Origin of the sequence: Ruegeria conchae (assembly GCF_000192475.1) — a bacterium.
In the GTDB taxonomy this organism is placed as follows: Bacteria; Pseudomonadota; Alphaproteobacteria; order Rhodobacterales; family Rhodobacteraceae; genus Ruegeria; species Ruegeria conchae.
In genome coordinates this window covers 246,694-259,566 of the sequence record NZ_AEYW01000006.1, presented here as the reverse complement: position 1 = coordinate 259,566, position 12,873 = coordinate 246,694, and the positions used below count along the sequence as shown (strand labels likewise).

The 12,873-nt window shown below is 56.6% G+C and carries 10 protein-coding genes and 1 pseudogene; 6 read left to right on the top strand and 5 right to left on the bottom strand.

The features are described from left to right. Positions 1-11 precede the first annotated feature (11 nt). Positions 12-1,346 (bottom strand): NAD(P)-dependent oxidoreductase, encoded by a 1,335-nt coding sequence (locus G7G_RS0105770; protein ID WP_010439431.1) that lies wholly within the window; start codon positions 1,344-1,346, stop codon positions 12-14. Positions 1,347-1,505: 159 nt separating this feature from the next. Next, entirely contained in the window at positions 1,506-2,138 is a 633-nt protein-coding gene (locus G7G_RS0105765; RefSeq protein ID WP_010439429.1) for a cupin domain-containing protein, read from the bottom strand. Positions 2,139-2,290: 152 nt separating this feature from the next. Here G7G_RS0105765 and G7G_RS0105760 point away from each other — a divergent pair, with 152 nt between their 5' ends. From G7G_RS0105760 to G7G_RS0105750, 3 genes are all read left to right on the top strand, one after another. Then, the gene (locus G7G_RS0105760; RefSeq protein WP_010439427.1) at positions 2,291-3,286 is read left to right on the top strand and encodes a hypothetical protein; all 996 of its coding nucleotides are present in this window, start codon (positions 2,291-2,293) and stop codon (positions 3,284-3,286) included. Positions 3,287-3,358: 72 nt separating this feature from the next. Beyond that, positions 3,359-4,651: an O-acetylhomoserine aminocarboxypropyltransferase/cysteine synthase family protein gene (locus G7G_RS0105755; protein WP_010439425.1), complete on the top strand. Its 1,293-nt coding sequence runs from the start codon at positions 3,359-3,361 to the stop codon at positions 4,649-4,651. Positions 4,652-4,655: 4 nt separating this feature from the next. Next, positions 4,656-5,366: a GNAT family N-acetyltransferase gene (locus tag G7G_RS0105750; RefSeq protein ID WP_010439424.1), complete on the top strand. Its 711-nt coding sequence runs from the start codon at positions 4,656-4,658 to the stop codon at positions 5,364-5,366. A gap of 1 nt (position 5,367) precedes the next feature. On the opposite strand, the gene G7G_RS0105745 is transcribed toward G7G_RS0105750, so the two are convergent. After that, positions 5,368-6,063 carry an SIMPL domain-containing protein gene (locus G7G_RS0105745; protein ID WP_010439420.1) on the bottom strand — a complete coding sequence of 232 codons (696 nt, stop codon included), beginning with the start codon at positions 6,061-6,063 and terminating at the stop codon, positions 5,368-5,370. A 164-nt stretch (positions 6,064-6,227) separates the two neighbouring features. On the opposite strand from G7G_RS0105745, the gene G7G_RS0105735 reads away from it, so the two are divergent. Further along, the gene (locus G7G_RS0105735) at positions 6,228-8,153 is read left to right on the top strand and encodes a hypothetical protein (RefSeq protein WP_010439417.1); all 1,926 of its coding nucleotides are present in this window, start codon (positions 6,228-6,230) and stop codon (positions 8,151-8,153) included. Between the two features lie 56 nt (positions 8,154-8,209). Here the strand turns inward: G7G_RS0105735 and hppD are convergent, their stop codons facing one another. Continuing rightward, positions 8,210-9,307: a 4-hydroxyphenylpyruvate dioxygenase gene (gene hppD / locus G7G_RS0105730; protein WP_010439415.1), complete on the bottom strand. Its 1,098-nt coding sequence runs from the start codon at positions 9,305-9,307 to the stop codon at positions 8,210-8,212. 147 nt (positions 9,308-9,454) lie between these two features. On the opposite strand from hppD, the gene G7G_RS0105725 reads away from it, so the two are divergent. Continuing rightward, complete coding sequence (locus G7G_RS0105725) at positions 9,455-9,910, top strand: Lrp/AsnC family transcriptional regulator (protein ID WP_010439413.1); 456 nt, start codon at positions 9,455-9,457, stop codon at positions 9,908-9,910. A gap of 20 nt (positions 9,911-9,930) precedes the next feature. Then, positions 9,931-11,813 (top strand): annotated as a pseudogene (locus G7G_RS22780) (monovalent cation:proton antiporter-2 (CPA2) family protein). On the opposite strand, the gene cobT reads toward G7G_RS22780, so the two are convergent. Beyond that, positions 11,810-12,820, bottom strand: a complete 1,011-nt coding sequence (gene cobT / locus G7G_RS0105715; protein WP_010439409.1) for a nicotinate-nucleotide--dimethylbenzimidazole phosphoribosyltransferase — start codon at positions 12,818-12,820, stop codon at positions 11,810-11,812. The pseudogene G7G_RS22780 and the gene cobT overlap by 4 nt on opposite strands. Between the last annotated feature and the right edge of the window lie 53 nt (positions 12,821-12,873).

The following is a 12,873-nucleotide window of genomic DNA, read 5'->3' as shown; positions in this document are numbered from 1 at the left end:
GCCTTTGAGTTTCACGCGCTCAGAGCAGCATGGATATCCATCGCTGCATCGCGGCCCTCGGCCACTGCGGTAACGGTCAGGTCTTCACCACCTGCTGCACAGTCTCCGCCAGCCCACACGCCGGTCATCGAGGTGCGTCCTGCCCCAGTCACAGCAATCTTATTGCCATCCAGCGTTAGCCCTTCCGGCGCACCGTCAAGCGCCTGACCGATGGCCTTGAAAACCTGATCGGCAGGCACACGAACGGTTTCTCCTGTACCGGTCAGTCGACCATCATGACTAGCAGTATACTCCAATTCGATTTCAGCCGCGGCTCCATTTCCGTGAATGGCCACAGGTTGAACGTTGCACAGAATTCGAACACCGTGCGACGCCGCCAAATCCTGCTCGTACCGGCTGGCCCCCATTGCGTCGCGACCTCGGCGATAGGCGATGGTGACGTGCTCTGCCCCCAGCAGCTTCGATTTCACTGCCGCGTCTACCGCTGTCATGCCGCCGCCAATCACAACGACATTCCGACCGACCGGGAGATCAGCCAGGTCGCTGGCCTGCCGCACATCCGAGATAAAGTCGACCGCCGGGCGCACCCCGTCTTTATCGACCCCATCTGCACGTAGCGCATTCACCCCTGCCAGTCCGATCGACAGGAACACAGCGTCATAGTTCTGTTGCAGCCCTTCCAGTGAAATCGTCTCACCCAGAACCGAGTCGGTCTCAATCGCAATTCCACCGATTTTTAGCAGCCAATCGACTTCGGCCTGCGCAAAATCATTGGTCGATTTATACGCTGCAATGCCGTATTCGTTCAGCCCGCCCGGCTTGGGTTTGCCTTCGTGGATCACCACATCATGCCCCAGCATCGCAAGACGGTGGGCGCAGGCCAGACCAGCGGGCCCTGCCCCTACCACGGCGACCGTCTTGCCCGTTGACGTGGCGCGCTCGAACGGATGCGCGCCCGAGGCCATCACGTCATCAGTTGCATATCGCTGCAGGCGTCCAATCTCGACCGGCTTGCCTTCGGCCGTCTCACGCACGCAAGCCTCTTCACAAAGAGTCTCCGTCGGACAGACCCGGGCGCACATGCCGCCTAGGATATTTTGTTCCAGAATCGTCTGCCCTGCTGCCTGCGGTTGCCCGGCCTGAATCTGACGAATGAACAACGGAATATCGATATCCGTCGGACAGGCCGTTACACATGGTGCGTCATAGCAGAAATAGCAACGATCTGCTGCCACGGCTGCCTCATGCGGAGCCAGAGGCGGATGCAGATCGGTGAAATTCGAGGTCAGCTCATCGCTGGAAAGCCGCCCGGAGACGATCCCGGGTGCCATCTGGCCCTGTGCCATCACTCTACTCCCTGTAGATATGTTTGTTATGAGCTTCAGCTTGCCACATTCTGATTTTTTATCAATTGGTAAATTTACCAAATGGTCAAAAAAATAGAAATCCGGGAAAAATGGCCCGGATTTCCTTAATAATTGCCCACATTGTTAGCACGTTTGGTGTCAGATCATCCCGCTTAGGTGGCCGGATTTGATCCAAACGCGGGCTCCACCCTCTCCTGCGATGGCTGTCGAGCGTGATCCAGGTGGTAGTCGCAGCCAATCCCAAACACCAAATTCTTCGCCTGTCTCGATAAAGCTGCCTTCGAGAACGAAGACCTCAAGCCCCTTGCCAGCGTCCAGTTCAATTTGCTCACCAGCAGCCCAGCATTGCACCTGAACATCCTCATGCGCATCCTTGAACAAATCGATATCTCCGCCCCCGTTGATGGAACGACGCACTTCGGTGCGGTCTTTGGGGTCGAACTGGTGAAGCTTGACGAGGATCGTCGCGCCTTTGCTGGCCGAGGGAGTGTGGGATGAAGTCGGAGGATTACGCACATAGCTGCCGACCGGAAAATCTCCGGTTTCATCCTGAAACACACCATCCAGCACCAGATATTCCTCGCCTCCGTCATGGGTGTGCGCTGAAAATGCGCTGCCAGGGGCAAAACGCACGATGGTTGTGGCCCGCGCCACTTCCTCGCCAATGCGGTCCAGCATCTTGCGTTCAACGCCGGCGGCCGGTGACGCGACCCATGCGGTTTGATCAAAGTGAACGGCGACCCGCTGGGTGAAATCTGCATTGACGCGCATCTGCAATCCTCCTGCGTTGCTGTCACATTAGATGGGAGCACGAGCCGGATTTGCAAACCGGTCATGTTTGGGGTTTTGACGCCCTTCACAGCTTGTTGTACTTCCGGTTGAGACCGGTGCCCAATTCCGGCCCGTTTAGAAAGCGCAAAAAGATGCAGGCAAGCCCAACGACGTTCAACATCCTCATCATCGGGCAAAACAACCGTCTGCAATACGAGGCACTCTTGTTCGCGGCATCGCTGCGCCACAGCTCACCCGGGTTTAGCGGACGTTTATTCGTTGGCGTTCCTCAAAAAGGCCCCTTGTGGCCCCAAGACCCGAGCATTCAGGATGAGGATGTGTTGCAAGCCTTGCGGCAATTGGGTGCTGAGATCCTTCCCTTCGAATCGCAAACCTTTGGAGCAAGCTATCCCCACGGCAACAAGATCGAAGCGCTGTTGGCTATGCCCGAAGGCGAGCCATTTGTCTTCTTCGACACCGATACATTGATCACCGGTGAAATTGCCGATGTGCCATTTGATTTCAACCGGCCCGGCGCCTCGCTCCGTGTCGAAGGCACATGGCCGAAGCCCACACTTTATGGCCCCGGTTATGACGGCATCTGGCGCGCGCTTTATGACCGATTCGGGCTGGATTTCGAAAGCTCGCTCGATTCCAGACAGCCACCGGGATATTGGCGACACTACCTGTATTTCAATGCGGGATACTTCTTCTACAAATGCCCTCACCAGTTTGGTCGGCGGTATCTTGATTACGCCCGTACCATTCGGGACGAAGGTATCCCGGAACTCACCGGGCAGGTCCTAGACCCCTGGCTGGATCAGGTGGCATTGCCGCTGGTCATCCACTCGTTCGGCGGTGGTCGGGATGCGCTGCCAAAAGGTCTGCTGGATGGGTCAGTCAGCTGCCATTATCACCTGTTTCCGATGCTCTATGCGCGAGAAAGCGATCATGTGGTCGAGGTGCTAGAGACCGTCGTGGCTCCCAACAAGATCAAGAAGGTGCTCAAAGGCTATGATCCGATGAAGAAATTGGTGATCCAGCGCAAAGGTGCAAAAATCCGGGCAATGTTCGACAGGAACAACCTGCCAGCACGCGAACAGGTCATACGCAAGACCATCAAGGCCAAGGGACTTTGGCTGCGGTGACGTGGACATTGTGTGGTGTAAAGCAATGTCCTAGAGATTTACTAACGCACATTCCAACAGGAGATTTCGAAGATGTCTGATGGCCCCACCTATGGTTTCGACACGCTGCAGATTCACGCCGGGGCGCGCCCCGACCCCGCTACCGGCGCGCGTCAGACTCCGATCTACCAGACTACGGCCTATGTGTTTCGCGATGCCGACCATGCTGCTGCGTTGTTCAACTTGCAGGAAGTTGGGTTCATCTATTCGCGTCTGACCAACCCGACCGTCGCCGTTTTGCAGGAACGCGTGGCAACGCTTGAGGGCGGTGTCGGCGCTGTTTGCTGTTCCTCGGGTCACGCGGCACAGATCATGGCGCTATTCCCACTGATGGGTCCGGGCTGCAACGTGGTCGCCTCAACCCGCTTGTACGGGGGCACGGTCACGCAGTTTAGCCAGACCATCAAACGTTTCGGATGGTCGGCCAAATTTGTCGACACCGACGATCTGGACGCCGTAAAAGCCGCCATCGACGAAAACACCCGCGCGGTGTTCTGCGAATCCATCGCCAACCCTGGCGGTTATGTCACTGACATCCGCGCGCTTGCGGACGTCGCAGACGCGGCTGGCATCCCGCTGATCGTCGACAACACCTCGGCCACGCCCTACCTGTGCCGTCCGATCGAGCATGGCGCGACTCTGGTCGTGCATTCAACCACCAAGTACCTGACCGGTAACGGCACTGTCACCGGCGGCTGTATCGTGGATTCGGGTAAGTTTGACTGGTCTGCGAATGACAAATTCCCCTCGCTCAGCGAGCCCGAGACTGCGTATCACGGCCTGAAATTCCACGAGACTTTCGGCCCGCTGGCCTTCACTTTCCACGGCATTGCCATCGGTCTGCGCGATCTGGGTATGACCATGAACCCGCAGGCAGCACATTATACCCTTATGGGGATCGAGACACTCTCACTGCGGATGGAGCGACATGTCGAAAACGCCCAAAAGATCGCCGCCTGGCTGGAAGCGGATGATCGCGTGGACTACGTGACCTATGCAGGCCTTCCCTCGTCGCCTTATCATGATCGGGTCAAAGCGCATTACCCGCGCGGGGCCGGTGCGCTATTCACATTTGCGGTCAAGGGCGGATATGACGCCTGCATCAAGCTGGTCAACGCGTTGGAAATCTTCAGCCATGTGGCCAACTTGGGCGATGCGCGCTCGCTGATCATCCACTCTGCCTCGACGACCCATCGTCAGTTGACGCCTGAGCAGCAGGAAGCTGCAGGCGCGGGCCCGGGAGTCGTGCGCGTCTCCATCGGCATCGAAGACGCAGACGATCTGATCGCCGATCTGGATCAAGCGCTATCCAAGGCGAGCGCCTAATCCAATGACCAAGCACGACACAAACGAACTGGGCCAGCCCATTGGCTTGCCGGTCACGGGCGAGTTTCCTCGCCCCACCCCGCCTTACACACCGATGCAGGGCCGGTTCTGTTCCGTTGTGCCGCTAGATGTGAACCGGCATGCGCCCGGATTGTACCGGGCGTTTGCCAGTGACACGGATGGCCATGACTGGACCTATCTGCCTTATGGCCCCTTCGCCTCTGAGGCTGATTTCACCACATGGGCGCAGAACAACTGCATGGACGCCGATCCCATGTTCCATACGGTGTTGGATGCCGACGAAACGCCGGTGGGTATGGCCTCGTATTTGCGTGTCGAACCAGCAGCGGGTGCAATCGAGGTGGGCCATATCCATTTCTCACCCCTGCTCCAACGCAAACCGCAATCAACCGAAGTAATGTATCTGATGATGCGACGGGTGTTCGATGAGCTTGGCTATCGCCGTTACGAATGGAAATGCGACGCTTTGAACGCACCCTCAAAGCGCGCGGCCGAACGCTTGGGATTTACGTTCGAAGGTATTTTCCGACAAGCGACCCATTACAAAGGGCGTAACCGGGATACCGCTTGGTTCTCTATTATCGACAGCGAATGGCCGCGCATTCGCGCAGCATTCGAGAATTGGCTTGCACCGGGGAATTTCGATGCGGCGGGCCAGCAGCGACAACCGCTGCAAGCCCACGTTGGAGCGTAGCTTAGTCCGCGATTTCGAACTCCATAGCGATATTGACTGATACGGAGATCTCTCCACCCGCTACCGGAACGCCACCGGCGTCAGACATCGCCATTTCGCGCATCTGGGCCATCGGGCGAACGCCCCCACCGTGATCGTTTATCGAAATCACAGGACCCAAAGTCACGCCTGAGGCCTCGGCCAATTGTTGCGCCTTATCGGTTGCGTCTACGACCGCTTTCGCGCGCGCTTCGGCCTCAAGCGGCTTAGGCTCCTGTACACTGAAGCTCAAGCCGCCAAAATCATTGGCCCCGTCCTTGATGACGGCATCCATAATCTGACCCAGTTTATCCAAATCCCGAACCCGAACAGAAACACGGTTTGAGGCTGTAAATCCGGTGATCCTGGGTGCTTCGTCGTTTGAGTTCCTGTGCCCAGACCAGACTGGTGACAACGACAGATCGCGGGTCTGAACATCCCGTGATTCCAAGCCCATCTCATCCAACCGTTTTAGAATCTGTGTCACAGCGTCAGAGGTCGCCTGCATCGCAACCGATGCCTGGGCGTCCTGGTTCGTCACGCCAAGCGTTATGGTTGCCATATCTGGCGCAGCCAGGGCCGTTCCGGTTCCACTGACGGTGATGCGACGTTCTTCCGCATGGGCAGGCAACGCCGCGACGGCTGCGGTCATGGCAGCCAGAAAAGCAAGTGTCTTCAAGGTGATCTCTCCTTATGACTTGTCGCTAAGATGGGTGTCATACTCCGTACACGGCAAGGGGGAAACGCGCCTTTTTCTTTCCCTCGGCGAGTTCCTGCTCTAATCTCGTCGGGCAGACATCCAAGCGTTTGCATTGAAGCTGACAATTATGGTTCATCGCGATCATGAAACCCGCCTTTGTGCTGTCATTTTCTGAAAACGGTATTTCCTTGCATCACCAGTCGGATGGAGACTGGTACTGCATTGGCACTATCCCGTTGGATGCACCGGATTTCACTGATCAGATCCGGACCCTTCGTGATCAGGGATTCGCACTAGAAAACAACCTAAGCTGCAAGCTCGTGATTCCTTCGGATCAGATACGCCTTTTGACGGTCGATACCGATGGAATGGATAGCGAAGCGGCAACGCAGAAAGTTGAAGAAACTTTAGCCTCAGCAACGCCATACCAGTTGTCCGAGCTGACCTTTGTCGCAACTCCGAACGGTTCGGACATTCACGTCGCGGCAGTCGCGCAGCAAACTTTGAAAGAAGCGCACTCGTTTGCGGTGGAACATGGATTTATCCCAGAAGGGTTCTGGCTTAGTGCCAATGGTGAAGACGCTCTATCAGGGTCCGTTTACGAAGTGCCTGCGTCTGAGGTGGACTCCCAGTCAAATGAAGTCAGCACTGCGCCCGTGGCCAAATCGCCGGAATCCACGCCTGATGAGGCATCGGGTATTCCCATTCATCCCATCGCGGATACCGCTGATCCGACCGCTTTCCGTTCCGCTCAAAGCGCTGAATCGCCCACGATCTCTTCGTCGGTAGAGGTGAAAAAATATTTCATTCCGGCGGTTGCTTCATCCGTTCTATTGGGCATGGTGCTTGGTCTCTGGTCACTGAACAACGATGAACCGACGGTCGATGCCCCAGAACCAGTCGTGGCAGAGGCGCCCGTTTTAGTTCCAGAGCCACAGCAAGATGTCCGGACAACCGTTGAACCCAGCGCACCAGATGTTGCGGAGCTCGCAATTGAACCTGAACCCGTTGAGCCGAACACCGGTGACGAAATTGATCTGTCTGCAACTGATGAGGCCATTCTCGAAGCTTTGAAGGTTGCTCCTGAACCGGTTGAAGAAATTGCTGGCCTGCCAGATTTCGGGGCAGAGTTTCATGACTTCACCGGGACCGCGCCTGTTGAACCGAACCCGTTGGCCGAACCGCCGCTGGAACAGCTTGCTGATGTCTATCTAACTTCGGTTGATCGCGCAGATCTGTCGACCGACACCGTTGCCCTGCCACCGCATGAAAGCCTCGAAACTGACGAAGCCTTTGAGTTCACCGCCCTGCCCGGCGCCGCTGGTCAGAGGTTTGAGTTGGACGAACGTGGTCTTGTAACGCCGACCGCAGAGGGCACTCTGAATCCAGCCGGTGTGATGGTCTACCTGGGCCGCCCTTCATCTGTGCCTCCGGAATCCCCTACACGGTTTGAGACAGAGCCCGTTGTTGTTGAAGAGGTTGACGAAAGGCTCGCAGCAATCCGACCCCGCCCAAGGCCCAACAACCTTGTTGATCAATTCGAAAGACAACAATTGGGTGGCCGGTCTCGCCAGGAATTGGCCTCGGTGCGACCAAAACTGCGCCCGGAAAGCCTGCAATCCAAGCCCGAGGTTGACGAAACACCAACCGCTCTGGCGGTGGTTCGTGTTCCACGCCCCAAGCCACGCCCTGCGAATATCGCCGCATTGGTTGCCAAGAAACCCAGCACCCAAAGTGCTTCGCTGGGATCGACCGCGAATGTGGCAACCAGCAGTGATGAGGCCGGTTCATTCCAGCCCAGGGCTGTAAAACCCAAGATACCGACAACCGCCTCGGTTGCGCGACAGGCGACCATCGATAATGCCATCAACCTACGCAAGCTCAACCTGATCGGTGTATATGGCACCCCGGCCAATCGGCGTGCCTTGGTACGCCTGCCCAGCGGGCGCTACAAGAAGCTGAAAGTGGGTGATCGTATCGATGGTGGGAATGTCGTGGCCATCGGAGATAGCGAATTGCGCTATCAGAAACGCGGTAAGAACATCACCCTCAAGATGCCACGCGGATAAAAGAAGAGCGCCCTGTTTGGTAAACGGAGCGCTCAGTTATTTTCATAGACCTCAGATCAGGCGGCCGAAATCTCACCCGACTCAATCTGTTCGCGTTCGATCGATTCAAACAGGGCTTTGAAATTGCCCTCGCCGAACCCGTCATCGCCTTTGCGCTGAATGAACTCAAAGAAGATCGGGCCGATGACGGTTTTCGAGAAGATCTGAAGCAGGATCTTGGTCTCACCCCCATCAACAACGCCTTCGCCGTCGATCAGAATACCGTGCTTCATCATTCGATGCTTGGGCTCATCATGGCCAGACACACGGTCGTAAGACATGTCATAATATGTCTCGTTCGGGCCAGGCATGAACTTCAACCCCTTTTCGGCAATCGCATCGGTCGAGCCATAGATATCATCGCTACCCACCGCAATATGCTGGATACCCTCGCCATTGTATTTCTTTAGGTAAGAGACGATCTGCCCGGTTTCACCCCGGTCCTCATTGATCGGTATGCGGATGCGACCGCAAGGAGAAGTCAGCGCTCGGCTGAAAAGACCTGTATGTTTGCCCTGAATGTCAAAGAAGCGAATTTCGCGGAAGTTGAACAGGTCGCCGTAGAATTTGAACCACTTGTCCATGTTACCCTTGAACACGTTGTGGGTCAGGTGATCGAGGTAATAGAACCCATCACCGCGCGGTTTCGATTGCTCCAGCCACTCAAACTCCTCGTTATAGGGCGAGGTGTCATAATACTGATCGATGAAATAGATCAGCGAGCCACCGATACCCTTGATCGCCGGGACATTCATGGTCTTGTCGGCACCGTCATAGGGCTCGGCCCCTTTGGCAATCGCGTGCTCATAAGCCTTCTGCGCATCCACGACACGCCAGCCCATCGCAGGGGCGCAAGGACCATGCTCGGCGACGAATTTCGCGGCAAAGCTGTCCGGATCAGCATTCAGGATGTAGGTCACATCACCCTGTTGCCACAGCTCAACCTTGGGGGTGTCGCGGTGGTAGCCGACATATTCGAACCCCATCCGCGCAAACAGATCGCGCAGTTCCTGCGGTTCGGGGTGGGCAAATTCAACGAACTCGAACCCGTCGGTGCCGGCTGGGTTTTCTTCGCTGATGACAGATTTCGGGGCATTATGCGGGAAAGGACCCATGGCGCGTCTCCTTGGAAAACAGGAATTTCTTTGCTGATTCAAAAATACGCCTTATTCGGTGCTGTTTCTGCGCATTGTTTTCATGTAGACTGAATTTGAGCGCGGAACATCCGCACGAAACACGCAAAAACCGGAGATTCACCGCACATGCTGGATGCAACAGACACACGACTGTTGTCAGCTTTGCAGAAAGATGCGCACCTGACGGCACATCAATTGGGTGAGATGTTAAACCTGTCGGCCAGTCAGGCGGGCCGCCGCCGACAGCGCCTTGAGGCTGAGGGCTATATCACCGGATATACGGCCCGGCTGGACCCGCTGATGCTGGGGTTGCAGGTTCAAGGGTTCATTCAGGTGCATCTGGGCACACATGGCCCCGAACAATCCGCCAGCTTCTCCCGCATGGTCAACACGCGCCCCGAGATCACGAGTGCCTGGACGATGACGGGTGAGGCAGATTACCTGCTTCATGTCTATTGTGACGACTTATCCGCACTCAACAGCTTGCTTCACGAAGTCATCCTGCCGCATCCTGCAGTAGCACGTGTGCAAAGCCAGATCGTGATGGACCAATTGAAACGTGACGCGCCGCTCCCGACCTGAGCGGATATAAGAGGACAATAATGGACGAGTTCCTTTATCAGGCATCGATCTATTTGGCAGCAGCGGTGATCGCCGTTCCGTTATCCGCGCGTCTGGGCCTGGGTTCGGTGCTGGGATATCTGGCCGCCGGAATTGCAATCGGACCGATTCTGGGCCTTGTAGGCGCAGAAACAGAGAGCCTTCAACACGTCGCCGAGTTTGGCGTTGTCATGATGCTGTTCCTGATCGGGCTGGAACTTGAGCCCCGCGCCCTTTGGGACATGCGCGACAAGTTGTTGGGGCTGGGCGGGCTGCAGGTTGGCCTGTCAACTGCCGCGATCGCAGCTGTGGCGTTCTACGCGGGCCATCAATGGTCGGTGGCGCTGGCTGTCGGCCTTACGTTGTCACTATCTTCCACCGCTATCGTTCTGCAAACCTTGTCCGAAAAGGGGTTGATGCAGACCAATGGCGGGCGAGCCACATTTTCGGTTCTGTTGACGCAAGATATCGCCGTCATACCTATTCTGGCCTTTCTGCCCCTTCTTGCACTGCCTGCCAGCGTCCACATAGAAGACGATGGCTCGATCAATCGAGGTGTGGATTCCGCCCACGGAGCCGATCACCACGCCACATTGTCGCTGGTCGAAGGACTGCCGGGCTGGGCCGTTACTCTCGTCACGATCGGAGTGGTCGTCTTTGTCGTACTGGCGGGCGTCTATCTGACCCGCCCCTTGTTCCGGTTTATCCACGCCACGCGATTGCGTGAGATGTATACCGCGCTTGCACTGATGATCGTGGTTGGTATCTCGTTTCTGATGACGCTGGTGGGCCTCTCCCCCGCCCTTGGTGCATTTTTGGCGGGCGTCGTTCTGGCTAGCTCGGAATTCCGACATGAAATGGAAAGCGACCTTGAGCCGTTCAAAGGGCTGCTGTTGGGCCTGTTTTTCATCACAGTCGGCGCTGGGATCGATATTGGGTACTTCTTCGCCGATCCATTTGATCTGATCGGGTTGGCGCTACTTGTGATCTTGGCCAAAGGTATCATCCTGTTCATCGTTGGGCGTGCTTTCAAACTACGTGGACGTGATCACTGGCTGTTTACTTTGGGATTGGCCCAGGCTGGCGAGTTTGGGTTTGTATTGCTGGCATTCTCGACACAGCAAAACGTGATCCCTCCGGGCTTGTCGCAAAAACTGCTTATGATCATCGCCCTGACCATGCTGATCGCACCTCTCCTGTTTATCCTCTACGATCTGCTTTCTCGCTATATCGGCGAGAGCAAGCCAAAGGTCGAACCAGATGAGATTGATGAGAGAGGGCCTGTCATAATTGCAGGGATCGGTCGCTTTGGTCAGATCGTGAATCGCCTGGTGCAGGCAAGCGGATTCAAGACCGTGGTTCTGGATCACGACATTGAAACCATCCAGCTTATGCGCCGGTTTGGCGTCAAAGGATTCTTGGGCGATCCGACGCGTCCCGAACTGCTGCGCGCCGCCGGGATTGAAAAAGCCTCGGTTTTGGTCGCGGCCATGGATGATTACAAACAGGTCACTCGTCTGGTCGGATATGCGCGCCGCCAGCGACCTGACCTGCACATCATCGCTCGGGCGCGAGATCGCACTCATGTTTATGAACTCTATCAGGCCGGGGCCAATGACATCGTGCGCGAAATGTTCGATGGGTCACTACGTGCCGGTCGCTATGTTCTCGAGAATATCGGCCTTAGTGAATATGAGGCCGCGCAAGCAGAGCAAACGTTCTATCACCACGACCGAGGATCGGTGCGCGAGTTGGCCGAGCTGTGGATACCCGGCATGCCCACGGCAGAAAACAAAAATATATCGAGCGTGCGCGGCAACTTGAAAAAGATCTGGAAACCGCGCTGCTGGAACTGGCTGAGGAACACGCCAAGAAGTCGGCTTAACCGTCTGTAACTCCGGCCTCGGCAAACGTTGCCATGCCGGAATGACAGGCCACGGCGCTTTTAAGAATGTTGATCGCCAGCGCCCCGCCCGAACCTTCGCCCAAGCGCAAGCCAAGGCTTAGCAACGGTTCCTTACCTAGCTTGTTCAGCATTGCGGAATGTGCACCTTCGGCACTTTGATGGCCCGCAACAGTGTGATCCAGCGCAGTGTCCGAAAGTTGCGCCAAACAGGCCGCTGCTGCCGTACAGATGAATCCGTCCAGAATGACTGGAATGCGCAATACACGTGCAGCGGCAATCGCCCCTGCCATGGCCGCAATCTCGCGCCCGCCTAGGCATTGAAGGATACGCAGACCGTCGCCTTGACCGTGCAGGGCAACGCCTTCGGCAACAACGCGTGTTTTGTTCGCCAACCCTGCATCATCTACGCCTGTGCCGCGCCCGGTCCAGTCAGATGCATCTCCTCCAAACAGCGCACAGGCGATGGCGGCTGCAGGGGTGGTGTTGCCGATACCCATCTCTCCCACAACCAGCAGATCAGCCTGCGGATCGACGGCTTCCCAGCCTGTGCGCAGCGCGCGCAGCAATTCATCTTCGCTCATCGCGGCGGCTTGGGTGAAATCTGCGGTCGGACAGTCCAGATCCAACGCATGCACATCCATCTTGGCACCCGCAGCCTTGGCCAGTTGATTAATCGCAGCACCGCCGTGTTCGAAATTCATGACCATCTGAACAGTGACCTCAGGCGGAAATGCTGAAACACCCTGCGCGGTCACGCCGTGGTTGCCAGCAAACACAATGACCTGAGGCGCACTGATCTGTGGCCGCGCATCACCACGCCAACCCGCATACCATATCGCCAAATCCTCAAGCCGCCCCAAGGCTCCGGGTGGTTTGGTTAGTTGGCCGTTGCGCTCTTGCGCGCCCTGCACGGCAGAAGTATCCGGACCGGCCGCACCGGTCAGCGCGTCGCGGAAACTGTTCAGATCGTCGAGTTCAGGCAGCATTGAAAGCCTCGTTGCGTCAGAGTGGTCCTGTGTGTTTAACCAAACCTGACAAA

Excerpts from the sequence above, each read along its gene's own strand:
- G7G_RS0105760 (WP_010439427.1), top strand. The coding sequence starts at position 2,291 with ATGCAGGCAAGCCCAACGACGTTCAACATCCTCATCATCGGGCAAAAC.
- G7G_RS0105750 (WP_010439424.1), top strand. The coding sequence starts at position 4,656 with ATGACCAAGCACGACACAAACGAACTGGGCCAGCCCATTGGCTTGCCG.
- G7G_RS0105765 (WP_010439429.1), bottom strand. The coding sequence starts at position 2,138 with ATGCGCGTCAATGCAGATTTCACCCAGCGGGTCGCCGTTCACTTTGAT.
- G7G_RS0105725 (WP_010439413.1), top strand. The coding sequence starts at position 9,455 with ATGCTGGATGCAACAGACACACGACTGTTGTCAGCTTTGCAGAAAGAT.
- G7G_RS0105755 (WP_010439425.1), top strand. The coding sequence starts at position 3,359 with ATGTCTGATGGCCCCACCTATGGTTTCGACACGCTGCAGATTCACGCC.
- hppD (WP_010439415.1), bottom strand. The coding sequence starts at position 9,307 with ATGGGTCCTTTCCCGCATAATGCCCCGAAATCTGTCATCAGCGAAGAA.
- G7G_RS0105770 (WP_010439431.1), bottom strand. The coding sequence starts at position 1,346 with ATGGCACAGGGCCAGATGGCACCCGGGATCGTCTCCGGGCGGCTTTCC.
- cobT (WP_010439409.1), bottom strand. The coding sequence starts at position 12,820 with ATGCTGCCTGAACTCGACGATCTGAACAGTTTCCGCGACGCGCTGACC.
- G7G_RS0105735 (WP_010439417.1), top strand. The coding sequence starts at position 6,228 with ATGAAACCCGCCTTTGTGCTGTCATTTTCTGAAAACGGTATTTCCTTG.